Consider the following 24,122-nt stretch of genomic DNA (forward strand, 5'->3'; position numbering starts at 1 on the left):
GCGTTCGGTCAGCCTTTGCGTGCGGCCTCGGCCCGTCATCCCGTACGGCGTTCGACCGTTCGTCGCGCCCGGCATACCGTTCATCGCATACGGTCGACGCGCCGCCTTCTCAACTGCCGCGCCGCTCCCTACCGTTCGGGATCATGAGTCCCCCTGTCGCACCCGCGGGATGGAGCCGCTGGCTGGTTCCGCCCGCCGCTCTGTCGGTCCATCTGTCCATCGGTCAGGCCTACGCGTGGAGCGTGTTCAAGCCCCCGCTCGAATCCGCGCTCGGCCTCAGTGGCACGCAGAGCGCGCTGCCCTTCCAGCTCGGCATCGTCATGCTCGGCCTGTCGGCCGCGTTCGGCGGCACGCTGGTGGAGCGCAACGGCCCGCGCTGGGCCATGACCGTCGCCCTGATCTGCTTCTCGTCCGGCTTCCTGCTCTCCGCGCTGGGCGCGGCGACCGAGCAGTACTGGCTGATCGTCCTCGGCTACGGCTTCGTCGGCGGTATCGGTCTCGGTATCGGCTACATCTCGCCGGTCTCGACACTGATCAAGTGGTTCCCGGACCGGCCCGGCATGGCCACCGGCATCGCCATCATGGGCTTCGGCGGTGGCGCGCTCATCGCCTCGCCCTGGTCGGCGCAGATGCTGGAGTCGTTCGGCAGCGACAGCTCCGGGATCGCCATGGCGTTCCTGGTGCACGGACTGTCGTACTCCGTGTTCATGCTGCTCGGTGTGCTGCTGGTCCGCGTGCCGCGCACCGAGAAGCCGGTCGGTGGCGCGCCCAGCGCCTTCGACGGGCCGCAGGTGTCCGCACGTAACGCCGTGCGCACGCCCCAGTTCTGGTGTCTGTGGGTCGTGCTCTGCATGAACGTGACCGCCGGCATCGGCATCCTGGAGAAGGCCGCGCCGATGATCACGGACTTCTTCAAGAACACCTCCACGCCCGTGTCGGTGTCCGCGGCGGCCGGGTTCGTCGCCCTGCTGTCGGCGGCCAACATGGCGGGCCGTATCGGCTGGTCCTCGACGTCCGACCTGATCGGGCGCAAGAACATCTACCGCCTGTACCTGGGCGCGGGCGCGCTCATGTACGGGCTGATCGCGCTGGCCGGCGACTCGTCGAAGCCGCTGTTCATCCTGTGCGCGCTGGTGATCCTGTCCTTCTACGGGGGCGGCTTCGCGACGATCCCCGCCTATCTGAAGGACCTCTTCGGGACCTACCAGGTGGGTGCCATCCACGGCCGGCTGCTCACCGCCTGGTCCACGGCCGGTGTCCTCGGACCGCTGATCGTGAACTGGATCGCCGACCGGCAGGAGGAGGCCGGCAAGGACGGCTCCTCCTTGTACACGATGTCCTTGTTCATCATGATCGGGCTGCTCGCCGTAGGCTTCGTCGCCAACGAACTCGTCCGGCCGGTCCACCCCCGCCATCACGTCCCCGCCCCGGAGTCGAAGGAGAAGGAGGCCGCCGATGTCCAGCGACAGCAGTCCGCCTAGCGGTCCGCCCAGCCGACGGGGGCTGATCGCCTTCGCCTGGGTATGGGTCGGGGTGCCGCTCGCCTACGGGGTCTACGAACTCGTGCGGAAGGCGACGCAGCTGTTCACCGGCTAGGGGTTCGGAAGTTGTTCGGGCGTCCGAGGGTCTGATGGAAGCTGACAACACGGGCGCCCGATTCCTGTGGCATCACGTGCCGCCGTACCCGTGAGTCACTGATCAGACTGGTGAATCCCGCTACCCGAGGCCCGAGGGGATCACCAACGATGAACGGCTCGCGCATCGCCGCAGTCGGCCACTACCAGCCCGCCAAGGTTCTCACCAACGAGGACCTGGCGGGCATGGTCGACACCAGTGACGAGTGGATCATGAGCCGGGTGGGTATCCGCACGCGCCACATCGCCGGCCCCGACGAGCCCGTCGACGAGCTGGCCGCGCGCGCCGCCGCCAAGGCCCTCGCGGCGGCAGGTCTCGCGCCCGGCGACATCGACCTGGTCCTGGTCGCCACCTCCACCGCCATCGACCGCTCCCCGAACATGGCCGCCCGGGTCGCCGCCCGGCTCGGCATCCCGTCGCCCGCCGCGATGGACCTCAACGTCGTCTGCGCCGGCTTCACCCACGCCCTGGCCACCGCCGACCACGCCGTCCGCGCGGGCGGCGCGGCACGGGCCCTGGTGATCGGCGCCGACAAGATGTCCGACGTCACCGACTGGGGCGACCGTACGACCTGTGTGCTGGTCGGCGACGGGGCGGGCGCGGCCGTCGTGGAGGCGTCCGAGGTGGCCGGGATCGGGCCGGTGCTGTGGGGTTCGGTGCCCGAGATGGGGCACGCCGTGCGCATCGAGGGGCAGCCCGCGCGGTTCGCGCAGGAGGGGCAGAGCGTCTACCGCTGGGCGACGACGCAGCTGCCGGGCATCGCCCGCCGGGCCTGCGAGCGGGCGGGCCTCGCGCCCGAGGACCTCGCCGGAGTCGTCCTGCACCAGGCCAACCTGCGCATCATCGAGCCCCTCGCGGAGAAGCTCGGCGCGGTCAACGCCGTGGTCGCGCGCGATGTCGCGGAGTCCGGGAACACCTCGGCGGCGAGCATTCCGCTGGCCCTGTCCAAGCTCGTGGAGCAGGGGCGTATCTCGACCGGGGACCCGGTGCTGCTCTTCGGGTTCGGCGGGAACCTGTCGTACGCGGGGCAGGTCGTGCGCTGCCCCTGACGCCTGGGGGACGAGCCTTGCGACGCCTGGATGACGGGCCCGTGTGATGCGGTCAACTCCCCGTTTCCCTGGCCTTTGTGCGCCGTAGACTGTAGACGAAAGACAATCGATACTGGCTTTCCAGTGACGACCGGCTACGGGATGCAGTCGCCCGGCGTTCGCCCAGGAGGGGAACCGATGTTGTCGACAGGACTACCGCAGGGTGCGGTGCCCAAGCTCGAACGGCCCGGCCCGCTGCGCGACCGCGTCTACGAGGCGCTGCTCGAACTCATCACGACCCGGGCCCTCCAGCCCGGCCAGCACCTGGTCGAGAGCGAACTGGCAGGTCATCTGGGCGTCTCGCGACAGCCGGTGCGCGAGGCGCTGCAGCGGCTGAACACCGAGGGCTGGGTCGATCTGCGGCCCGCGCAGGGCGCGTTCGTGCACGAGCCGACGGAGGAGGAGGCCGACCAGCTCCTCACCGTCCGCACCCTGCTGGAGGCCGAGGCGGCCCGCCTCGCCGCCGCCCACGCCGACAGCGCCGGCATCACGGCCCTGGAACAGCTGTGCGCGGAGGGCGAGAAGGCCGTCGCCGCCGACGACGTGGACGCGGCCGTCGCCCTCAACGCCCGCTTCCACGCGAAGATCATGGAACTCGCGGGCAACGCCGTCCTCGCCGAACTCGCGGCCCAGGTCGACCGCCGCGTGCGCTGGTACTACACACCCGTCGCCCGTCAGCGCGGCCACCAGTCCTGGATCGAGCACCGCGGAATGATCGCCGCGATCAACGACCGGGACGAGGGCCGCGCCACGCAGCTGATGCGGGAGCACACGGAGCACACGCGGGCGTCGTACCACGCACGCCAGAGGTCATAGGGCCGGGGGGGGACCTGGGACCGAGAGGTCACAGATCCGACAGGATCGCGTCTTTCAGAACGCGTCCGTGTGCGCTCGGGCCCACTGCTCGAACGTGCGCGGTGCCCGCCCCGTGACCTCCCGCACCGTCGGCAGCACCACGGACTCGTCCAGGATCCCGTCCACGAAGAAGCGGAAGAACGCGTCGACGTACGGGGCCGGGAAGTGGGCTCCCATCGCCGTGCGCGCCTCCTCGTCGGTGAGGCCGACGGTGCGCAGTTCGCGGCCGAGCGTCTCGCCGAGGATGCGGACGCGGTCGGCGGGCAGCAGGGCCTCGGGCCCGGTCACCGTGTGGACGCGGCCCTCGTGGCCGGGCGAGCGGAGGGCATGCGCGGCCACGTGGGCGATGTCGTACGGATCGATGTCCGCCGTGCGCACGCCGGGGAACGGTACCCGCACCTCGTCGCTCTTGCGGATCTGGTCCGCCAGCGCCGACGCGTTGGACATGAAGCTCACCGGCCGCACGAAGGTCCATGACAGCCCGGACGCCCGCACCTCCGACTCGGCCGCCCGCATATAGCGCGTGACCGCGTTGTCGTCCTCGACCTCGGCCGACTTCCCGGACAGGAGCACGACGTGCTCCATGCCCGCCGCCCGCGTCGGCCAGGATCTGGCGCTGCCCGTCGTAGCCGGGCATCAGGAACAGCCCCCGTACGCCGTCGAGCGCGGCCCGCACCGTCTCGGGCCGGTTGAGATCGCCCGCGACGGCCGTCACCCCTGGCGCCAGCCCCTCCGCCCGGCCGGCACGGCTCAGCGCACGCACCGGCTCCCCGGCCTCCGCCAGCGCCCGCACGAGCTCCGCGCCCACGTGGCCCGTGGCACCCGTCACCAGAAACACGCGGTCCCCTCTCCCCGTTCCGGGCCCCGGCGGGCTCGGCCGCGAGTCCATCCTGCGGGGCCCGGGCCGAGGGCACCAGGGCACCGCAGGGCTTTGTCCTGTGAGTGGAGAAAGTTGACGGCAATCTCTGCGCAACTTCTTCCCACTCCCGACGACCGCTGCTACGTTCCCCTCGAAAGCAGGCCGCGGAAGTGGCCGAAACCCGGCGCGTTCAGGCCGATTGAGGCGGGGAGGGGCTCGTGAGACGCATGACGGCGCGACCCGCGAACGCCCATCAGGCCAAACTGCTCAGGCTGTTGCGCGACGGCGGACCCAACTCCCGGGCCCAGCTGGGCGACCAGATCGACCTCTCGCGGTCCAAGCTGGCCGTGGAGGTGGACCGCCTGCTGGAGACGGGCCTGGTCGTGGCCGACGGACTCGCCGCCTCACGCGGTGGGCGCCGTTCCCACAACATCCGGCTCAACCCCGGGCTGCGCTTCCTCGGCGTCGACATCGGCGCGACCTCGGTCGACGTCGCCGTCACCAACGCCGAACTGGAGATCCTCGGACACCTCAACCAGCCCCTGGACGTCCGCGAGGGCCCGGTCGCGGTCTTCGAGCAAGTCCTGTCCATGGCAGCGAAGTTGAGGGCCTCCGGGCTCGCGGAGGGGTACGACGGCGCCGGCATCGGCGTCCCCGGACCGGTCCGCTTCCCCGAGGGCGTCCCGGTGGCTCCGCCGATCATGCCGGGCTGGGACGGCTTCCCCGTGCGGGAGGCGCTCAGCCAGGAACTCGGCTGCCCGGTCATGGTCGACAACGACGTGAACCTCATGGCGATGGGGGAGCAGCACGCGGGCGTCGCACGCTCCGTGGGCGACTTCCTCTGCGTCAAGATCGGCACCGGCATCGGCTGCGGCATCGTCGCGGGCGGTGACGTCCACCGCGGTGTCACGGGCAGCGCGGGCGACATCGGGCACATCCAGGCCGTGCCCGACGGCCGCCCCTGCGCCTGCGGCAACCGGGGCTGCCTGGAGGCCCACTTCAGCGGGGCGGCCCTCGCCCGGGACGCCGTGGAGGCGGCCCAGCAGGGGCTGTCGGACGAACTCGCCTCGCGGCTTGCGGCGAACGGCACCCTGACCGCCGTCGACGTCGCCGCCGCGGCCGCCGCGGGCGACGCCACCGCCCTCGACCTGATCCGCGAGGGCGGCAACCGCGTCGGCCAGGTCATCGCCGGACTCGTCAGCTTCTTCAACCCCGGCCTGGTGGTGATCGGCGGCGGGGTGACCGGCCTCGGCCACAACCTGCTCGCCGCGATCCGCACCCAGGTCTACCGCCAGTCGCTGCCCCTGGCGACCGGCAACCTCCCCATCGTCCTTGGCGAGTTGGGCCCCACCGCCGGAGTCATCGGCGCGGCCCGGCTCATCAGCGACCACCTGTTCTCACCCGCGTAGGCCACGTACCCCGCACGGCTCACCGACACCGCACCTCGCACAGCGCTCAGCTTCGCCCTGCTCTGCCTCGCCCCGCCCTGAAACCGGCCCGCACGCCCGCCAAGGGGACCTCATGGCACCAGAACCACCGCTGCTCAGCATGTCCGGCATCACCAAGTCGTTCCCCGGAGTCCGGGCCCTCGACGGCGTCGACCTCGACGTCCAGGCCGGTGAAGTGCACTGCCTGCTCGGCCAGAACGGCGCCGGAAAGTCCACGCTCATCAAGGTCCTGGCCGGCGCCCACCAGCCCGACACCGGCACGATCCACTGGCGCGGCGAGGCGGTCACCCTCCGCTCGCCGATCGCCGCGATGCGCCTGGGCATCGCCACCATCTACCAGGAACTCGACCTGGTCGAGCACCTGTCGGTGGCCGAGAACGTCCACCTCGGCCATGAACCCACGGCCGCCGGTTTCGTCGTACGCGGAAAGTCCGCGCGGGCCTCAACGGCCGGACTCCTCAAGCGACTTGGGCACCCGGAGATCGACCCCGCCCGGCTCGTCGGGGAACTGTCGGCGGCGCAGCAGCAGATCGTGTCCATGGCGCGGGCGCTCTCCCACGACGTACGGCTGATCGTGATGGACGAGCCGTCCGCCGCCCTCGACCCGGACGAGGTCGACAACCTCTTCCGTATCGTCGGCGACCTCACCGCCGCCGGCGTAGCCGTCGTCTACATCTCGCACCGGCTGGAGGAGATCCGCCGGATCGGCGACCGGGTGACCGTGCTGAAGGACGGGCGGGCCGTGGCGGGCGGGCTTCCGGCGAAGACGACGCCGACCCGCGAGGTCGTGGCGCTGATGACGGGGCGCAACGTCGAGTACGTCTTCCCCGAGCGGCCGGTGAAGGACGCGGCCGCGACCGGAGAGCCGCTGCTGGAGGTGCGGGGGCTCGCCCGGGACGGGGAGTTCGAGCCCCTCGACCTGGCCGTGCGGCCCGGGGAGATCGTCGGGCTCGCGGGGCTGGTGGGCTCGGGGCGGTCCGAGATCCTGGAGACGATCTACGGCGCCCGCAAGCCGACCGCCGGTCAGGTCCTCGTGGACGGGCGGGCGCTGCGGCCCGGCAGCGTACGGGCCGCCGTCCGCGCCGGGCTCGGCCTCGCCCCCGAGGAGCGCAAGGCGCAGGCGCTGCTGATGCTGGAGTCCGTCACCCGCAATGTGTCGGTGTCGTCCATGTCCCGCTTCTCGCGCGGCGGCTGGATCGACCGCGCCGCCGAACTGCGGGCCGCGCGGGCCGCGACGCGTGAGCTGTCCCTGCGTCCCGACAACCCCTCCGCGCCGGTGCGCACCCTCTCCGGCGGCAACCAGCAGAAGGCCGTCCTGGCCCGCTGGCTGCTGCGCGGCTGCCGCGTCCTGCTGCTCGACGAACCCACCCGCGGCGTCGACGTCGGAGCCCGCGCCGAGCTGTACGCGGTGGTCCGCCGCCTGGCCGACGAAGGCCTCGCCGTCCTGCTGGTCTCCAGCGAAGTACCCGAAGTGCTCGGCCTCGCCGACCGCGTCCTGGTGCTGCGCGAGGGCCGTGTAGTGCACACCGCGCCGGCCCGTGAACTCGACGAACACCGCGTACTCGACCTCGTCATGGAAGGAAGCCCGGCGTCATGACGCAGCACGCCTCCCCGCCCCGGGACAGCACCGGCAAGGTGCCGTCGGCCGGTGCACCGCCCGTCTGGCGGGGCCTGATGGCCCGCGCCGACGTGCGCACCCTGTCCCTGCTCGGCGTCCTCGCCGCGCTGATCGTCATCGGCGGCATCACCAAGCCGGAGGAGTTCCTGGACACCCGCAACCTCCAACTCGTCCTCACCCAGGCCTCCGTGATCGGGGTCGTCACCGTCGGCATGACCTTCGTCATCATCTCCGGCGGCATCGACCTGTCCGTCGGCGCGATCGTCGCGCTGGCCTCGGTGTGGGCGACGACGGTCGCGACCCAGGAGTACGGCTTCGCCGGCATCCTCTTCACGGCGGTGGTCGTCGGTGTGGGATGCGGCCTGGTCAACGGGATGCTGATCGCGTACGGCGCGATGGTCCCGTTCATCGCCACGCTCGCCATGCTGGCGTCCGCGCGCGGCCTGGCCCTCCAGATCACCGACGGCAAGACGCAGATCGTCACCATCCCCTCGGTGCTCGACCTCGGCGAGCGCGACGCATACGTCCTCGGCATCCCGCCGCTGGTCATGGTGTTCGCGGTCGTGACGGTCATCGGCTGGCTGGTCCTGAACCGCACGACCTTCGGACGGCGCACGGTCGCCGTCGGCGGAAACGCGGAGGCGGCCCGCCTCGCCGGCATCGACGTACGCCGCCAGCGGCTCTACCTCTACCTGCTGTCCGGACTGTGCTGCGGCATCGCCGCCTTCCTGCTGATCATCCTGTCCGGCTCCGGTCAGAACACCAACGGCAACCTCTACGAACTCGACGCCATCGCCGCCGCGATCATCGGCGGCACCCTGCTCACCGGAGGCCGCGGCACCATCGTCGGCTCCGTGCTCGGCGTCCTGATCTTCACCACGATCACCAACATCTTCGCCCTGAACAACCTGCAGAGCGACGTCCAGCAGATCGCCAAGGGCGCGATCATCGTCGCCGCCGTGCTGGTCCAGCGCCGTACCGCGAGCACGACCTGAGGAAAGGGTTCACCGCCATGCCAGAGCCGACCGATCTCACGAGTCGCTTCACCAGTCGCAGAGGGCTGCTCTTCGGGACCGCCGCCGTAGGTGCCGGTGCCCTCCTCACGGGTTGCACGAGTAACGAGCCCAAGGACGAGCCGGCCGCGAACGACCAGCCGGCCGCCGAGGACAAGCCCGGCAAGCCGGTCACCATCGGCTTCGCCGGACCGCAGGCCGACCACGGCTGGCTCAACGCCATCAACGACAACGCCAAGAGCCGGGCGAAGAAGTACTCCGACGTGACCTTGGAGATCACCGAGGGGTCCAACGACACCGCCGCGCAGATCGGCCAGATCGAGACGCTGATCAACAAGAAGGTCGACGTGCTGGTGGTGCTGCCCGCCGACGGCAAGGCGCTCACCCAGGTCGGGCTGAAGGCGATGCGGGCGAACATCCCGGTCGTCAACCTCGACCGGATCTTCAACACCCCGCAGGCCTACCGCTGTTGGATCGGCGGCGACAACTACGGGATGGGGCTCAACGCCGGGCACTACATAGGCGAGAAGCTCAAGGGGAAGTCGAACGCCACGGTCATCGAACTGGCCGGGCTGGACAACCTGGAGCTGACCCAGCAGCGCACCAAGGGCTTCGACGACGCTCTGAAGAACTACCCCAACATCAAGAAGGTGGCCCGCCAGGCCGCCGAGTTCACGGTGGAGTCCGGGCAGGCCAAGATGGCCCAACTCCTGCAGGCCCAGTCGAAGTTCGACGCGCTGTGGAACCACGACGACGACCAGGGCGTGGGGGCGCTGCGGGCCATCGAGCAGGCCGGGCGCGACGACTTCCTGATGGTCGGCGGCGCGGGCGCGCTGTCCGCGTTCCAGGCGATCAAGGAGGACGACGGCGTCCTCAAGGCCACCGTCCTGTACCCGCCGACCATGGCCGCGTCCGCCATCGACCTGGCCCGTGCGCTGGGCCAGGGCAAGGGCGTCAGCGGCATGGCCGAGTTCGAGATCCCGGCCTCGATCACGCTCTACTCGGCGGTCGTCGACAAGGACAACGTCGACCAGTACATGTCCACCGGCTTCAAGTGAGGCGCACCCTGCCCGAGGGGGACGAGGGGTCCGTCGGGCAGGGCCGGGAGCGTTCTGTGGATCGAGCCGGGCTGGGCTGCGGTAGGTCTGGGCGGGCCGAGGTCGTCGTACGGCCTGGGGCGCCGGACGCGGCGAGGTCGTCGTATGGCTCGGGTCGCCGGACGGGCCGAGGTCGCCGGACCGGCCGAGGCCGGCATACGGGCCGAGGCCCCGTGAGGCTTTGGCACTGGCCGGCGTCGTGGCAGCCGGCGGGCTGATGCCGTAGCTCGGGCTGTGGCCGCACGTGGGTCTTGGCCGTGACGTCGGCAAGGTTCGCGGGTCGGACAGCCGGGGCCGGAGGACGGGCAGCCAGGGGCGAGGGACGGGCGTCAGGATCGTGCGACGGCCCCGATCGGGGTCGTTTGACGGCCGGTCAGGCTCGTGGGACGGCAGCCAGGCCTGCACGGGCAGCACGTCCGTACGGTGGCAGCCAGCTCCGTGCGGCGGCAGCCCAGGCCGTACGACGCCAAGCCCCCACGACTGCAGCCAAGCCCGCACGACGGACGGCGAGATCCGCAAGACGCCCCCCAACCCCCCCACCGCGGCACGACGACGAGGAGGACCATCGCATGGGACAGCCGCAGCAGCCCGACGAGGCCGAGGCGGACGCAGGGGCCATGACCGCCGAGCCGGGCGTGCCCGGGGCCACGGCCACGGTCGGGAGCAGGGCCGATGTGTCCGGGTCGGCCGGGCCCGCCGCGAAGCCACCGCTGCGCGTCGGCATGGTCGGCTATGCCTTCATGGGCGCCGCACACTCCCAGGGCTGGCGCACCGTCGGCCGGGTCTTCGACCTGCCCCGCAGCCCGGTGCTCGCCGCGATCTGCGGGCGGGATGCCGGCGCCGTGCGCGCGGCGGCCGACCGGCACGGCTGGGCGACGGCCGAGACCGACTGGCGGGCGCTGATCGAACGGGACGACATCGACCTCGTCGACATCTGCACCCCTGGCGACAGTCACGCCGAGATCACTCTCGCGGCGCTGGCCGCCGGCAAGCACGTCCTGTGCGAGAAGCCCCTCGCGAACAGCGTCGAGGAGGCCGAGACGATGACGGCGGCCGCCGAAGAGGCGTACCGGCGCGGCCAGTTGGTCATGGTCGGCTTCAACTACCGCCGGGTGCCCGCCACCGCGCTGGCCCGCACCATGGTCGCCGAGGGCCGACTCGGCACCCTGCGCCATGTGCGGGTGACGTACCTTCAGGACTGGCTCGTGGACCCCGAGTTCCCACTCACCTGGCGGCTGCGCAAGGAGCTGGCCGGCTCGGGCGCGCTCGGCGACCTGGGCGCGCACATCATCGACCTCGCGCAGTACCTGGCGGGGGAGCGGCTCACCGGGGTGTCCGCCCTGACGGAGACCTTCGTGAAGGAACGCCCGCTGCCCGGCGGGGCCGTCAAGGGCCTGTCCGCCGCGGCGGCCGAGGGTGCCACCGGACAGGTCACCGTCGACGACGCCGCCCTGTTCACCGGCCGCTTCCCCTCCGGCGCCCTCGCTTCTTTCGAGGCCACCCGCTACGCCACCGGCCGCAAGAACTCCCTGCGCATCGAACTCAACGGCTCGGACGGCTCGATCGCCTTCGACCTGGAGCGGCTCAACGAGCTCGCCTATCACGACGGCAGGGAACCGGGCACGCACGCCGGCTTCCGCCGCATCCTCGTCACCGAACCCGACCACCCCTACCTGGACGCCTGGTGGCCGCCGGGCCACGGCCTCGGCTACGAGCACACCTTCGTCCACCAGGCCCGCGACCTGGTCCACGCCATCGCGGAGGGCCGCAGGCCCGAACCCTCCTTCGCCGACGGGCTGCAGGTGCAGCGCGTACTCGCGGCGGTGGAGGAGAGCGCCGAGAAGAACTCCGTCTACACCCCCATAGCGGTCTGAGGAGGCTGACGCGCGATGCCGCGTACGTTCACGCTGTTCACCGGCCAGTGGGCCGACCTGCCGCTGGAGGAGGTCTGCCGGCTCGCCCGTGACTTCGGCTACGACGGGCTCGAACTCGCCTGCTGGGGCGATCACTTCGAGGTCGACAAGGCCCTCGCCGATGCGTCCTACATCGACTCCCGCAAGGCCTTGCTCGACAAGTACGGCCTCAAGTGCTGGGCGATCTCCAACCATCTGGTCGGCCAGGCGGTCTGCGACGCCATCATCGACGAACGCCACCAGGCCATCCTGCCGGGCGCGGTGTGGGGCGACGGAGAGGCGGAGGGGGTCCGGCAGCGCGCCGCGGCCCGTATGAAGGACACCGCGCGGGCCGCGGCCGCCTTCGGCGTCGACACGGTGATCGGCTTCACCGGCTCCGCCATCTGGCATCTGGTCGCCATGTTCCCGCCCGCCCCCGAGTCGATGATCGAGCGCGGCTACGACGACTTCGCGTCCCGCTGGAACCCCATCCTGGACGTCTTCGACGAGGAGGGGGTGCGGTTCGCGCACGAGGTCCATCCCAGCGAGATCGCCTACGACTACTGGACGACCTGGCGGGCTCTGGAAGCCGTCGGGGGCCGTCCCGCCTTCGGCCTGAACTTCGACCCCTCCCATTTCGTGTGGCAGGACCTCGACCCGGTCGGCTTCCTCTGGGACTTCCGCGACCGCATCTACCACGTCGACTGCAAGGAGGCCCGCAAGCGACTCGACGGCCGCAACGGCCGCCTCGGCTCCCACCTGCCCTGGGGAGACCCGCGCCGGGGCTGGGACTTCGTGTCGGCGGGGCACGGCGACGTCCCCTGGGAGGACGTCTTCCGCATGCTGCGCTCCATCGACTACCAGGGCCCGATCTCCGTCGAGTGGGAGGACGCCGGCATGGACCGGCTCCAGGGCGCCCCCGAGGCGCTGACCCGGCTCAAGGCGTACGACTTCGAGCCGCCGTCGGCCTCGTTCGACGCGGCGTTCGGCGGCAACGACTAGGCCTTCTACGAACGACCAGGACTACTCCATGAGTTCCGGGGTGACGGCGCATCCCGGCGTACCGCACCCGCACGTACAACCGGCCCCTTCTGGAGGCACCCGTGCACCGGAAAACCCAGGACACCGACAGAATCGAGACGCACAGACGACGCCTGCCCTTGCGTAAGGCAGTCGCGCTGTTCAGCGGCGCGCTGTTGGCAGGCGCAACCCTCACGTTCACCGCACCCCAGGCCGGCGCAGCCGTAGCCGACCAGGAAGCCGCGGCCGCCGAGGACTTCCAGCAGGTCACCCTCGCCAAGGGCGAACCGGAGGTCGGCGAGCCCATGTCGCTCGCCGTCCTCCCGGACCGCTCGGTCCTGCACACCTCACGGGACGGCGAGTTGCGTCTGACCGATGCGGTGGGCAACACCAAACTCGCGGGCAAGCTCGACGTGTACACCCACGACGAGGAAGGCCTGCAAGGCATCGGCGTCGACCCCGCGTTCGCCGAGAACCGCTTCATCTACCTCTATTACGCACCCCCGCTCAACACTCCTGCCGGCGACGCCCCCGAGACCGGAACGGCAGCCGACTTCGCTCCCTTCGACGGCGTCAACCGCCTCTCCCGCTTCGTCCTGAAGACCGACGGCACGCTGGATGCGGCCAGCGAGAAGAAGATCCTGGACATCCCGGCTTCCCGCGGCCTGTGCTGCCATGTCGGCGGTGACATCGACTTCGACGCGGCGGGCAACCTGTATCTCTCAACGGGCGACGACACCAATCCGTTCCAGTCGGACGGCTTCACCCCGATCGACGAGCGCTCGAACCGCAACCCGGCCTTCGACGCCCAGCGTTCCTCCGGCAACACCAACGACCTGCGCGGCAAGATCCTGCGCATCAAGGTGAACGCCGACGGCTCGTACGCGATCCCCGACGGCAACCTCTTCGCGCCGGGCACCGACAAGACGCGCCCCGAGATCTACGCGATGGGCTTTCGCAACCCGTTCCGCTTCAGCGTCGACAAGGAGACGGGAATCCTCTACGTCGGCGACTACGGCCCCGACGCGGGCGCCGCCGACCCGGCGCGCGGCCCGGCCGGCCAGGTCGAGTTCGCCCGAGTCACCGGCCCCGGCAACTACGGGTGGCCGTACTGCACAGGTGACAACGACGCCTACGTCGACTACGACTTCGCCACCGGCCAGTCAGGCGCGGCCTTCGACTGCGCCGCGCCGAAGAACACCTCGCCGAACAACACCGGCCTGACCGACCTGCCGCCGGCCCAGGCCGCCTGGATCCCGTACGACGGCGGATCCGTCCCCGAGTTCGGCACCGGCTCCGAGTCCCCGATGGGCGGCCCGGTCTACCGCTACGACGCCTCTCTCGACTCGCCGGTGAAGTTCCCCGAGGCCTACGACGGGAACTTCTTCGCCGGGGAGTTCGGCCGCCGCTGGATCAAGCGGATCGTCAGCGACGGCTCCGGGGCCGTGCAGTCGATCAACGACGTCGCGTGGACCGGCACCCAGATCATGGACATGGCCTTCGGCCCGGACGGCGCCCTGTATGTGCTGGACTACGGCACCGCGTGGTTCGGCGGCGACGAGAACTCAGGGCTCTACCGGATCGAGAACGCGACCGACGGCCACTCCCCGGTGGCGCAGGCAGCGGCGAGCAGGACCTCGGGGACGGCGCCGTTGAGGGTGCAGTTCTCGTCCGAGGGCACGACCGACCAGGACGGCGGCGCCCTGACGTACAGCTGGGACTTCGGTGACGGCGGCAAGTCGACCGCGGCGAACCCGTCGTACCGCTACAAGAAGAACGGCACCTACACCGCGACCCTGACCGCCAAGGACGCCTCCGGCCGCACCGGCAGCGCGAGCGTGCAGATCGTGGTCGGCAACACCGCGCCCAAGGTGACGCTGGAACTGCCGCAGGACGGGCAGCTGTTCAGCTTCGGCGACGCGATCCCGTTCAAGGTGAAGGTCACCGACCCCGAGGACCGGACCATCGACTGCTCCAAGGTCAAGGTCACCTTCATACTCGGCCACGACAGCCACGGCCACCCGGTGACCTCCGCGAACGGCTGCACCGGCACGATCCAGACCAGCGCCGACGGCGGTCACGACGAGGACGCCAACATCTTCGGGGTCATGGACGCCGAGTACACCGACGGCGGAGGCGGCGGCCAGGCCCCGCTCACCACGCACGACCAGAACGTCGTCCAGCCCAGGCACCGCCAGGCCGAGCACTTCGGCAACGGCTCCGGCGTCTCGATCATCACCAAGGCCACCGCACACGGCGGCCGGACGGTCGGCGACATCAACAGCGGCGACTGGATCTCCTTCACGCCGTACGCCCTGGGCAACGCCAAGAAGATCACCGCCCGGATCTCCTCCGGCGGCGCGGGCGGCACGCTCGAGGTCCGTGCCGGGTCCTCGACGGGCACGCTGCTCGGCAAGGCGACCGTGCCGGTGACCGGCGGCTGGGAGACCTTCCAGGACGTCACCGCCGACCTGTCCCGCGCGCCTAGGGGCACGACCACGCTCTACCTCGTCTTCAAGGGCAGTGGTTCGGGCGCCCTGTTCGACGTGGACGACTTCACCTTCACCACGGGCTGAGAGGAGGAACGGAGGATGCGCATGCGTCCAACAGGTCGAGTGACGACAGCAGTTGTGGGGGCCGCCGTACTCCTCGGCTGCGTCTCGGGACCGGCGGCGTCACAGCCGCCGCGACCCGGCGACGACGGCAAGCGGGTGCTGGTCTTCTCCAAGACGGCAGGCTTCCGTCACGACTCCATCCCCGACGGCGTCGCCGCGGTGAAACAGCTCGGCGAGACCGGCGGCTTCACGGTCGACGCGACGGAGGACGCCACGGCCTTCACCGCCGGCAACCTGCGCCGCTATGCCGCGGTCGTGTTCCTGTCGACGACGGGAGATGTCCTTGACGCCGCCCAGCAGAGGGCCTTCGAGGGCTACATCCGGGGCGGCGGCGCGTATGTCGGCGTCCACGCGGCCGCCGACACCGAGTACGGCTGGGAGTTCTACGGCGGCCTGGCCGGCGCCTACTTCCAGTCGCACCCGGCGATCCAGCCGGCGACGGTCGACGTCGAGGACCACGCCCACCCCGCGACCTCGGGTCTGGCGCAGACATGGAACCGCACGGACGAGTGGTACAACTACCGCTCGAATCCCCGCGAACGGGCCCACGTCCTCGCCTCCCTCGACGAGTCCTCGTACTCCGGCGGCACCATGAACGGCGACCATCCGATCGCCTGGTGCCAGAACTACCAGGGCGGCCGCGCCTTCTACACGGGGGGCGGCCACACCAAGGAGTCCTACGCCGAACCCCAGTTCCGTCAGCACCTGCTGGGCGGAATCCGCTGGGCCATCGGCGACGCCCAGGCCGACTGCCGCCCGGAGAACGGCTACCGCCCGCTCTTCGACGGCACGCAGGCCTCGCTGGACGCCTGGCGACAGGCGGGCCCGGGCTCCTTCACCCTGTCCGACGACGGCACGCTCACATCGGCCGGCGGCATGGGGATGCTCTGGTACGCCGGACCGGGCTTCGGGTCGTACTCCCTGAAGCTCGACTGGAGGATGGCCGGCGACGACAACTCCGGTGTGTTCGTGGGCTTCCCGCCCTCGGACGACCCGTGGTCGGCCGTCAACAACGGTTACGAGATCCAGATCGATGCGACCGACGCCGCCGACCGCACCACCGGTGCCGTCTACGGCTTCAAGTCCGCCGACCTGAAGAAGCGCGACCGCGCGCTGAACCCGCCGGGGGAGTGGAACACGTACGAGATCCGCGTGGAGGGCGAACGCCTCCGCGTCTATCTCAACGCTGTGAAGATCAACGACTTCACCAACACCGACCCGGCCCGGAGCCTCATCGACGGACACATCGGCATCCAGAACCACGGCGCCGACGACGAGGTGTCCTTCCGGGACGTCCGGATCAAGGAACTGCCCGTGAAGTCCGCGAAGTCCTCCGGAGCAATGGCTTCGCACGGGGCCGCGGCTTCGCAGGGCGACTGAGCGACGGCGGGCGGGGGACGCCGGACTCCCGCTCGCCGTCTTCACCCCACCGGGCCTCGCCAGGGGCCCGGCACATGGGGCTTACAGCGCCAGGGGCCCGGCCCGTGGGGCTCACATACGACGCGCTCGACAAGGAGGCTGCCATGTCCGCGTCCGTTTCCCCGTCCGCATCACGCGTCGGCGTCTGGCTGATCGGGGCGCGCGGCTCCGTCGCCACGACCGTCGTCGCCGGGTGCGCGGCCGTCACCGCGGGCCTGCACCCCCCGACGGGCCTGGTCACCGAGACGCCGATGTTCGCGGACAGCGGGCTGCCCGCGCTGTCGTCCCTCGTCTTCGGCGGTCACGACACGGTCGACTGCCCCCTGCCCAAACGGGCGGAGGCTCTCGCGGCAGGCGGCGTCCTGCCCCCGGGACTGCCCACGGCGACGCGGGCCGAACTCGCCGCCGCGGACGCGGAGATCAGGCCCGGCGGCCCGCTCCCCGGTGACACGCGCGACGCGCAGGAGCTGATCGCCGCCTTCGCCTCGGACATCCAGGACTTCATACGGCGATGTGGCCTCACTCGTGCGGTCGTGGTGAACGTGGCCTCCACCGAGCCCGCGCCCACTGGGGCCGCGCCCACCGGGGCCGCTCTGCCTCCGAGTTCGCTGTACGCGGCGGCGGCTCTGCGTGCCGGCTGCCCCTACGTCAACTTCACCCCCTCGACGGGCCTGAACCACCCGGCTCTCGCGCCCCTGCTGACGTCGACCGATCTGCCCTTCGCCGGCCGCGACGGCAAGACGGGGCAGACCCTGCTCCGCTCGGTCCTGGGCCCGATGTTCAGCCAACGGGCGTTGGCGGTCCGTGCCTGGTCCGGCACGAATCTGCTCGGCGGCGGCGACGGCGCCGCTCTTGCCGACCCGGCCGCCGCGGCGGCGAAGAACGCGGGCAAGGAGAGGGTCCTGACGGACACCCTCGGCACACCTCCCGAGGGCGAGGTCCACATCGACGACGTCCCCGCCCTCGGTGACTGGAAGACCGCCTGGGACCACATCGCCTTCGACGGTTTCCTCGGCACCCGCATGATCCTCCAGACCATCTGGCAGGGCTGCGATTCCTCCCTCGCAGCACCGCTCGTGCTCGACCTGGCCCGCCTGACGGCACGGGCCCACGAGGCCGGCCTGTCCGGACCCCTTGGTGAACTGGGCTTCTTTTTCAAGGATCCGGTGGGCGACGGGCCGTCGGCGCTGGGGGAGCAGTACGCGGCACTGGGACGGTTCGCGGAGCGGTTGCGGGGAGCGGATGCCCGGCGGCTGGAGGACCGTCCGGGTCGCCTTGGTGGGCGGGGTGGCGCCGACCGTTCTGAGGAGCAGTGGTGAGGGGGCGCGGGGAGCGGTGCTCGTCTCGGTCGGGCGATGGGTGGCTCGCCGGGCGGTGGTCCGGCGGTGGGTGGTCCGGCGGTGAGTGGTCGGGGGACGCGTGGTCCAGCGGTGAGTTGTCTGGGGACGGGTGGTGGGGCGGTGAGTGGTCTGGGGACGGGTGGTCGGGCGGTGGGCCGTCGGCGGATGGGCGGTTGAGGGATGAGGGGTTGGAGGGAACGGAGGCCGGCAGGGAGGAGGGCGCGCGCTCGTCGGCGGCCGTTGCCACGCCGGCCCCGGTCACACGGATGCCGCCGGACACTGCCGACGCGGGCCGTCCGACCGAGGCACGGAACCTGCGCCGCCGATCCCTGACCTGGGCCGAACTCCTGTGCCTCGCTGCCCTGTTCACCGTCCCCGGCGACGCCCTTGCAGGCGCCGCCGCGACCGCCGCGCGCCCCAACTCCCTGTTCGTCGCGGGTCCCGCCCCGCTGGGCCGACGGTTCGGAAGGAAGGTGAGCGTCGCATGAGCCACGCGACGTCCGTCCCGGCGCGGCCCACCGAGGCACGAGGTGCCGAGAGCACTCCGCGTAGCACCGGCTCCGAGGATGCCACCGCCCCCTCCCACGAGCCCACCGTCACCCCCCTCCGCTTCGGCTACGGCACCAACGGCCTCGCCGACCTCCGCCTCGACGACGCCCTGACCCTGCTCGCCGACCTCGGATACGCCGGTGTCGGGCTGACCCTCGACCACATGCACCTCGACCCACTCGCCCCCGACCTCGCCGCCCGCACCCGCCGCCTCGCGCAGCGGCTGGACGCGCTCGGCCTGGACGTCACCGTGGAGACCGGCGCCCGCTATGTGCTCGACCCGCGTCGCAAACACGGCCCCTCCCTGCTGGACCCCGACCCGGAGGACCGTGGCCGCCGCGTCGACCTGCTGATCCGTGCCGTCCGGGTCGCCGCCGACCTCGGCGCCCACGCCGTCCACTGCTTCAGCGGGATCACACCGCCGGGAACGGACCCGGACAGGGCCTGGCACCGCCTGACCGACGCCCTCGCCCCGGTCCTGGACGCCGCCACCACCGCCGGCGTCCCCCTCGCCGTCGAACCCGAACCCGGCCATCTCCTCGCCTCCCTCGCCGACTTCCACCGGCTCCGCCGCGCGCTCGGCGAACCGGAACACCTCGGCCTCACCCTCGACATCGGCCACTGCCAGTGCCTCGAACCCCTCTCTCCCGCCGACTGCGTACGCGCCGCCGCTCCCTGGCTGCGCCATGTCCAGATCGAGGACATGCGCCGCGGCGTCCATGAACACCTCCCCTTCGGCGACGGCGAGATCGACTTCCCACCCGTACTCGCCGCCCTCTCCGCCACCGGCTACCAGGGCCTGACCGTCGTCGAACTGCCCCGCCACTCCCACGCGGGCCCTCACTTCGCCGAACTCTCCCTCCCGTTCCTCCGCCGCGCCGAAGCGACGGCCACCGGATCACCCGCACGCGTGCGACCCCACGGCGATCCCTCCGCCACCCCCGAAGGGAGCACCTCATGACCCACCCCCGCACCAGCCCGGCCACCCCGGGCGCGACCACCAAGGGCCCCGCCCTCACCGACACCCAGCCGGGCGCGCAGCCTCCATCGAGCACGGGACGCCATGCGAACGCCGATGTGGGCGGCGTCGGGGAAGTGGGCGACGGGGGCGACGGCGGCCACGCGGGTGAGGAAGCCCGGTCAGGCCGGGGGCCTCGGGCGGATGTCGTGCGCCGGGTGGGCGTGGAGGCTGGGCCGGGTGTCGAGGGTCGGGCGGATGCGGAGGCTCGCCCAGGCCCGGGGCGTCAGTCTGATGCCCGGCTCCAGGCAGGCTCGGAGGCCGGTCCACGCTCCCAGGGCCAAGCAGACACGGAGGCTCCCGCAGGCGTCGGCCGTCCGACACGTGCCGAGAGCCGGCCGGCACCGCAGGGCACCACCCTCGCCCTCGCCACATCCACCGAGCTGCGCGGCCACCTCACCGCCCGCCTCGGCGCCGCCGCCCGCACCTGGCTGTACCGCGCTCTCGGCGAGGCCGCAGCAAACCCCGGCACCCACGGGCCCATCTCCGTCTGGGAGTTGCGCATCGCCGAGGCCGGCCGCCGCTGTGGTCCCGAGCACGCCGACGCCGCCCGCGTCCTCATCCTGCACGCGGCCCGTGCCGACGTGGACGCCCTCACCCGGGTCTACTTCCAGGGCACCGCCGCCGAACGCCGCGCCGTCCTGCACGCACTGCCCTCCCTGGTGCCCGGCCGGGAGGCCCTCCCGCTGGTCGAGGACGCGCTGCGCACCAACGACACCCGGCTTCTCGCCGCCGCGGTCGGCCCTTACGCCGCCCGGCACCTCGACCCCCACCAGTGGCGGCACGCAGTACTGAAGTGCCTGTTCACCGGTGTGCCCGTCGACACGGTTGCCGACCTGGACCGCCGCGCCCACCGGGACACCGAACTCGCCCGCATGCTCGGCGACTACGCCGCCGAACGCACCGCCGCGGACCGCCCCGTACCCGAAGACCTGCACCGCGTCCTGACCCTGACCGACCCCACGGCCACCCCACCCGCACCCGTCGCCGAGCGCGGCACTCGCGGCACCGACGGCAAGGAGTCCTGATGCGCCTCTTCGACCCCCACATCCACATGACGTCGCGCACCACCGACGACTACGAGGCCATGCACGCCGCCGGCGTGCGCGCCGTCGTCGAGCCCTCCTTCTGGCTCGGCCAGCCCCGCACCTCTCCCGCCTCCTTCCTCGACTACTTCGACTCCCTCCTCGGCTGGGAACCCTTCCGCGCCGCCCAGTACGGCATCGCCCACCACTGCACACTCGCCCTCAACCCCAAGGAGGCGAACGACCCGCGCTGCGTACCCGTCCTCGACGAACTGCCCCGGTACCTCGTCAAGGACCAGGTCGTCGCCGTCGGCGAGATCGGTTATGACTCGATGACCCCCGCCGAGGACACCGCCTTGGCCGCACAGCTCCAGCTCGCCGCCGAGCACGAACTGCCCGCGCTCGTCCACACCCCGCACCGCGACAAGCTGGCCGGCCTGCGCCGCACACTCGATGTCGTCCGGGAGTCCGCACTGCCCCCGGACCGTGTCCTCGTCGACCACCTCAACGAGACGACGGTCAAGGAGGCCAAGGACAGCGGCTGCTGGCTCGGTTTCTCCGTCTATCCCGACACCAAGATGGACGAGGAACGGATGGTCGCCATCCTGCGCGCCTACGGACCCGAGCAAGTGCTGGTGAACTCCGCCGCCGACTGGGGCAGAAGCGACCCGCTCAAGACCCGCAAGGTCGCTGACCTGATGCTGGCCGGAGGCTTCGACGAGGACGACGTCGACCTGGTGCTGTGGCGCAACCCCGTCGCCTTCTACGGCCTCAGCGGCCGCCTCACCCTGGACGTCGCGCCCCCTGGGGCGACCCACGAGGGCAACTCCATCCTGCGTGGCGCTCCGAACAACCCTGAAGGGCAGGCCGGCACACTGAGCGAGCGGGTCGACCCGACCGGCGTCCCGGTCTCGGGAGCGTGAGCCATGCGCTTCCGCCACCCCGACGGGTCCACCGTCCACCTCGCCTATTGCACCAACGTCCACCCGGCCGAGACCCTCGACGGCGTCCTCGCTCAACTCCGGGACCACTGCGAACCCGTCCGCCGACGGCTCGGCCGCGACCGCCTCGGCATCGGACTGTGGCTCGCCAAGGACGCCGCGCACGCCCTCGTCTCCGACCCGTCCGCCCTGCGCGGTCTGCGCACGGAACTCGACCGGCGCGGCCTCGAGGTCGTCACGCTCAACGGCTTCCCCTATGAGGGCTTCGGCGCCGAGGAGGTCAAGTACCGCGTCTACAAGCCGGACTGGGTCGACCCCGAACGCCTCGACCACACCACGGCCCTGGCCCGCGTCCTCGCCGGCCTCCTCCCCGACGACGTCACCGAGGGCAGCATCTCCACCTTGCCCCTCGCCTGGCGCACCGCCTACGACGACGCCCGCGCCGAGACCGCCCGTGCCGCCCTGCTCACGCTCGCCGAACGCCTGGACGCCTTGCAAGAGTTGACTGGCCGCGACATCCGGATCGGCCTGGAACCCGAACCCGGCTGCATTGTCGAGACCACCGCCGACGCCATCGCCCCGCTCACCGGGATCGGCCACGACCGCCTCGGCATCTGCGTCGACACCTGTCACCTCGCCACCTCCTTCGAAGATCCGCACACCGCCCTGGACGCGCTCGCCGAAGCCCGCGTCCCCGTCGTCAAATCCCAGCTCTCAGCCGCCCTGCACGCCGAACACCCTCACCTCCCCGATGTCCGCGAGGCCCTCGCCGCCTTCGACGAACCCCGCTTCCTGCACCAGACCCGTACCGCCACCGCCGCCGGTCTCCGCGGCACCGACGACCTCGACGAGGCCCTCAAGGGCGACGCCCTGCCCGACGCCTCCCCCTGGCGCGCCCATTTCCACGTTCCGCTCCACGCACCACCCGCCGCGCCCCTCACCTCCACACTCCCGGTGCTCAAGGCCGCACTGACCCGGCTCGTCGGAGGCCCCACCCCGCTCACCCGGCACCTCGAGGTCGAGACCTACACCTGGCAGGCCCTCCCGGCCGAACTGCGCCCCCGCGCCCGCAGCCAGCTCGCCGACGGCATCGCCGCCGAACTCACCCTCGCCCGCGACCTGTTGACGGACCTCGGCCTGAAGGAGCTGCCATGACCGAGCGACCGGATCCGGCAGTCCCGGCCTCACCGCGTGGCCGCCCGGCACCCCGCCCGGACGCCCCTGCCATGCGTCGCCCCACCCCGCTCCTCGTCCTCGACGTCGTCGGCCTCACCCCCCGTCTCCTCGACCACATGCCCCATCTCAAGACTCTCGCCCAGTCCGGCTCGCACGCGCCGCTCGGCACCGTCCTGCCCGCCGTCACCTGCGCCGCCCAGTCCACCTTCCTGACCGGCACCCACCCCTCGGAGCACGGCATCGTCGGCAACGGCTGGTACTTCCGCGACCTCGGCGACGTACTCCTGTGGCGCCAGCACAACGGCCTGGTCGCCGGCGACAAGCTCTGGGACGCGGCTCGCCGCGCCCACCCCGGCTACACCGTCGCCAACATCTGCTGGTGGTACGCCATGGGCGCCGACACCGACTTGACCGTCACCCCCCGTCCGGTCTACTACTCCGACGGCCGCAAGGAACCCGACTGCTACACCCGGCCGCCCGCCCTGCACGACGAACTCACCGAGAAACTGGGCACCTTCCCGCTCTTCCACTTCTGGGGACCCGGAGCGGACCTCGTCTCCAGCCGCTGGATCATCGACGCGACCCGCCACATCATCCGCACCCGGCAGCCCGACCTGGCGCTCTGCTACCTCCCTCACCTCGACTACGACCTGCAGCGCTTCGGCCCCGACGACCCGCGCTCGTTGAAAGCGGCCGCCGACCTGGACGCGGCCATGGCTCCACTTCTGGACGACGCCCGGGCCCAGGGCCGTACCGTCGTCGCGCTCTCGGAATACGGCATCACCCGCGCGGACCGACCCGTCGACATCAATCGGGCCCTGCGCCGCGCAGGACTGCTGGAAGTGCACACGCAGGACGGCATGGAGTACCTCGACCCGATGGCGTCACGAGCTTTCGCCGTCGCCGACCACCAGATCGCCCACGTCTACGTACGCCGGCCGGAGGACCTCGACGCGACCCGGGCCGCACTGGACGGACTGCCCGGCATCGAGCAACTCCTCGACGACGAGGGCAAGAAGGCCCACCATCTCGACCATCCGCGCTCGGGCGAGCTCGTTGCCGTCGCGGAGCCGGACGCCTGGTTCACGTACTACTACTGGCTCGACGACGACCGCGCTCCCGACTTCGCGCGACTCGTCGAGATCCATCGCAAACCCGGCTACGACCCGGTCGAACTCTTCATGGATCCCCTCGACCCCTATGTGAAGGTCAAGGCCGCGACCGCGCTGGCCCGCAAGAAACTCGGCATGCGCTACCGCATGGCGGTCGTGCCCCTGGATCCGTCACCTATTCGCGGCAGCCATGGCCGACTTCCCGCGAGCGACGACGAAGGTCCGCTCCTCATCTGCTCCACCCCCCGCGCTGTCGGCGACCGCGTCGCGGCCACCGATGTGAAGTCACTTCTGCTCCAACTCGCCGGTCTCGCGTGACGGGTCACGGCCGGCGCGCAGCAGCTCGCCGGTCTCGCCGGCCCGTCTCTTCCGACTGGTCCCAAGTGAAGCACTCACCACTGA

General features: G+C 71.3%; 18 protein-coding genes and 3 pseudogenes. 19 read left to right on the forward strand and 2 right to left on the reverse strand.

Features of this window, described 5'->3' with window-relative positions; all coding sequences use genetic code 11:
- Positions 1–143: 143 nt before the first annotated feature.
- The 4 genes from EJ357_RS39275 to EJ357_RS39285 all read left to right on the forward strand — a co-directional run bounded on the left by EJ357_RS39275 (position 144) and on the right by EJ357_RS39285 (position 3,539).
- A complete protein-coding gene (locus tag EJ357_RS39275; RefSeq protein WP_126396404.1) occupies positions 144–1,481 on the forward strand; it encodes an OFA family MFS transporter in 1,338 nt (445 codons plus the stop codon).
- Complete coding sequence (locus EJ357_RS48630) at positions 1,456–1,596, forward strand: MFS transporter small subunit (protein WP_175647676.1); 141 nt, start codon at positions 1,456–1,458, stop codon at positions 1,594–1,596. The genes EJ357_RS39275 and EJ357_RS48630 overlap by 26 nt, the downstream gene beginning before the upstream one ends.
- A 149-nt stretch (positions 1,597–1,745) precedes the next feature.
- Positions 1,746–2,684, forward strand: coding sequence for a beta-ketoacyl-ACP synthase III (locus EJ357_RS39280; protein WP_126396405.1), 939 nt, complete (start codon positions 1,746–1,748; stop codon positions 2,682–2,684).
- A gap of 177 nt (positions 2,685–2,861) precedes the next feature.
- Positions 2,862–3,539: a GntR family transcriptional regulator gene (locus tag EJ357_RS39285; protein WP_126396406.1), complete on the forward strand. Its 678-nt coding sequence runs from the start codon at positions 2,862–2,864 to the stop codon at positions 3,537–3,539.
- Between the two features lie 54 nt (positions 3,540–3,593).
- Here EJ357_RS39285 and EJ357_RS39290 read toward each other — a convergent pair whose 3' ends face one another.
- Positions 3,594–4,163, reverse strand: a complete 570-nt coding sequence (locus EJ357_RS39290) for a Rossmann-fold NAD(P)-binding domain-containing protein (protein WP_267132825.1) — start codon at positions 4,161–4,163, stop codon at positions 3,594–3,596.
- Positions 4,164–4,251: 88 nt separating this feature from the next.
- A pseudogene (locus EJ357_RS50335) lies at positions 4,252–4,467 on the reverse strand (NmrA family NAD(P)-binding protein); the annotation flags it as partial.
- Positions 4,468–4,664: 197 nt separating this feature from the next.
- On the opposite strand from EJ357_RS50335, the gene EJ357_RS39295 reads away from it, so the two are divergent.
- The 15 genes and pseudogenes from EJ357_RS39295 (at position 4,665) to EJ357_RS39365 (ending at position 24,038) form a co-directional block, all read left to right on the forward strand.
- Positions 4,665–5,846, forward strand: a complete 1,182-nt coding sequence (locus EJ357_RS39295; RefSeq protein WP_126400602.1) for an ROK family transcriptional regulator — start codon at positions 4,665–4,667, stop codon at positions 5,844–5,846.
- 112 nt (positions 5,847–5,958) lie between these two features.
- Positions 5,959–7,482 (forward strand): sugar ABC transporter ATP-binding protein, encoded by a 1,524-nt coding sequence (locus EJ357_RS39300; RefSeq protein ID WP_126396407.1) that lies wholly within the window; start codon positions 5,959–5,961, stop codon positions 7,480–7,482.
- Complete coding sequence (locus EJ357_RS39305) at positions 7,479–8,498, forward strand: ABC transporter permease (RefSeq protein ID WP_126396408.1); 1,020 nt, start codon at positions 7,479–7,481, stop codon at positions 8,496–8,498. The genes EJ357_RS39300 and EJ357_RS39305 overlap by 4 nt, the downstream gene beginning before the upstream one ends.
- Positions 8,499–8,515: 17 nt before the next feature.
- Positions 8,516–9,574, forward strand: coding sequence for a substrate-binding domain-containing protein (locus tag EJ357_RS39310; RefSeq protein WP_126396409.1), 1,059 nt, complete (start codon positions 8,516–8,518; stop codon positions 9,572–9,574).
- A gap of 608 nt (positions 9,575–10,182) precedes the next feature.
- Entirely contained in the window at positions 10,183–11,487 is a 1,305-nt protein-coding gene (locus EJ357_RS39315; RefSeq protein ID WP_126396410.1) for a Gfo/Idh/MocA family protein, read from the forward strand.
- A 15-nt stretch (positions 11,488–11,502) separates the two neighbouring features.
- Positions 11,503–12,507 (forward strand): sugar phosphate isomerase/epimerase family protein, encoded by a 1,005-nt coding sequence (locus EJ357_RS39320; RefSeq protein ID WP_126396411.1) that lies wholly within the window; start codon positions 11,503–11,505, stop codon positions 12,505–12,507.
- Between the two features lie 158 nt (positions 12,508–12,665).
- Positions 12,666–15,101, forward strand: a complete 2,436-nt coding sequence (locus EJ357_RS39325) for a PQQ-dependent sugar dehydrogenase (protein WP_407698443.1) — start codon at positions 12,666–12,668, stop codon at positions 15,099–15,101.
- Between the two features lie 21 nt (positions 15,102–15,122).
- The gene (locus tag EJ357_RS39330) at positions 15,123–16,520 is read left to right on the forward strand and encodes a ThuA domain-containing protein (RefSeq protein ID WP_126396412.1); all 1,398 of its coding nucleotides are present in this window, start codon (positions 15,123–15,125) and stop codon (positions 16,518–16,520) included.
- 143 nt (positions 16,521–16,663) lie between these two features.
- A complete protein-coding gene (locus EJ357_RS39335) occupies positions 16,664–17,878 on the forward strand; it encodes an inositol-3-phosphate synthase (RefSeq protein WP_126396413.1) in 1,215 nt (404 codons plus the stop codon).
- Positions 17,879–18,165: 287 nt separating this feature from the next.
- Positions 18,166–18,318 (forward strand): annotated as a pseudogene (locus EJ357_RS39340) (SCO3242 family prenyltransferase); the annotation flags it as partial.
- 65 nt (positions 18,319–18,383) lie between these two features.
- Entirely contained in the window at positions 18,384–19,409 is a 1,026-nt protein-coding gene (locus EJ357_RS39345; protein ID WP_126396414.1) for a sugar phosphate isomerase/epimerase family protein, read from the forward strand.
- A gap of 395 nt (positions 19,410–19,804) precedes the next feature.
- Positions 19,805–20,494 (forward strand): annotated as a pseudogene (locus tag EJ357_RS39350) (EboA domain-containing protein); the annotation flags it as partial.
- Positions 20,494–21,414: a TatD family hydrolase gene (locus EJ357_RS39355; RefSeq protein WP_126396415.1), complete on the forward strand. Its 921-nt coding sequence runs from the start codon at positions 20,494–20,496 to the stop codon at positions 21,412–21,414. The pseudogene EJ357_RS39350 and the gene EJ357_RS39355, both read left to right, overlap by 1 nt.
- 3 nt (positions 21,415–21,417) lie before the next feature.
- Entirely contained in the window at positions 21,418–22,587 is a 1,170-nt protein-coding gene (gene eboE / locus EJ357_RS39360; protein WP_126396416.1) for a metabolite traffic protein EboE, read from the forward strand.
- Entirely contained in the window at positions 22,584–24,038 is a 1,455-nt protein-coding gene (locus EJ357_RS39365; protein ID WP_407698445.1) for a nucleotide pyrophosphatase/phosphodiesterase family protein, read from the forward strand. The genes eboE and EJ357_RS39365 overlap by 4 nt, the downstream gene beginning before the upstream one ends.
- Positions 24,039–24,122 lie beyond the last annotated feature (84 nt).

The organism is Streptomyces cyaneochromogenes (assembly GCF_003963535.1).
Lineage (GTDB): Bacteria > Actinomycetota > Actinomycetes > Streptomycetales > Streptomycetaceae > Streptomyces > Streptomyces shaanxiensis.

What these genes read in the sequence shown, in the direction of transcription:
- EJ357_RS39310 (WP_126396409.1), top strand. Translation starts at nt 8,516, where the DNA reads ATGCCAGAGCCGACCGATCTCACGAGTCGCTTCACCAGTCGCAGAGGG.
- EJ357_RS39300 (WP_126396407.1), top strand. Translation starts at nt 5,959, where the DNA reads ATGGCACCAGAACCACCGCTGCTCAGCATGTCCGGCATCACCAAGTCG.
- EJ357_RS39330 (WP_126396412.1), top strand. Translation starts at nt 15,123, where the DNA reads ATGCGTCCAACAGGTCGAGTGACGACAGCAGTTGTGGGGGCCGCCGTA.
- EJ357_RS39365 (WP_407698445.1), top strand. Translation starts at nt 22,584, where the DNA reads ATGACCGAGCGACCGGATCCGGCAGTCCCGGCCTCACCGCGTGGCCGC.
- EJ357_RS39290 (WP_267132825.1), bottom strand. Translation starts at nt 4,163, where the DNA reads ATGGAGCACGTCGTGCTCCTGTCCGGGAAGTCGGCCGAGGTCGAGGAC.
- EJ357_RS39345 (WP_126396414.1), top strand. Translation starts at nt 18,384, where the DNA reads ATGAGCCACGCGACGTCCGTCCCGGCGCGGCCCACCGAGGCACGAGGT.
- eboE (WP_126396416.1), top strand. Translation starts at nt 21,418, where the DNA reads ATGCGCTTCCGCCACCCCGACGGGTCCACCGTCCACCTCGCCTATTGC.
- EJ357_RS39280 (WP_126396405.1), top strand. Translation starts at nt 1,746, where the DNA reads ATGAACGGCTCGCGCATCGCCGCAGTCGGCCACTACCAGCCCGCCAAG.
- EJ357_RS39285 (WP_126396406.1), top strand. Translation starts at nt 2,862, where the DNA reads ATGTTGTCGACAGGACTACCGCAGGGTGCGGTGCCCAAGCTCGAACGG.
- EJ357_RS39305 (WP_126396408.1), top strand. Translation starts at nt 7,479, where the DNA reads ATGACGCAGCACGCCTCCCCGCCCCGGGACAGCACCGGCAAGGTGCCG.
- EJ357_RS48630 (WP_175647676.1), top strand. Translation starts at nt 1,456, where the DNA reads ATGTCCAGCGACAGCAGTCCGCCTAGCGGTCCGCCCAGCCGACGGGGG.
- EJ357_RS39335 (WP_126396413.1), top strand. Translation starts at nt 16,664, where the DNA reads ATGTCCGCGTCCGTTTCCCCGTCCGCATCACGCGTCGGCGTCTGGCTG.
- EJ357_RS39355 (WP_126396415.1), top strand. Translation starts at nt 20,494, where the DNA reads ATGCGCCTCTTCGACCCCCACATCCACATGACGTCGCGCACCACCGAC.
- EJ357_RS39315 (WP_126396410.1), top strand. Translation starts at nt 10,183, where the DNA reads ATGGGACAGCCGCAGCAGCCCGACGAGGCCGAGGCGGACGCAGGGGCC.
- EJ357_RS39295 (WP_126400602.1), top strand. Translation starts at nt 4,665, where the DNA reads ATGACGGCGCGACCCGCGAACGCCCATCAGGCCAAACTGCTCAGGCTG.
- EJ357_RS39275 (WP_126396404.1), top strand. Translation starts at nt 144, where the DNA reads ATGAGTCCCCCTGTCGCACCCGCGGGATGGAGCCGCTGGCTGGTTCCG.
- EJ357_RS39320 (WP_126396411.1), top strand. Translation starts at nt 11,503, where the DNA reads ATGCCGCGTACGTTCACGCTGTTCACCGGCCAGTGGGCCGACCTGCCG.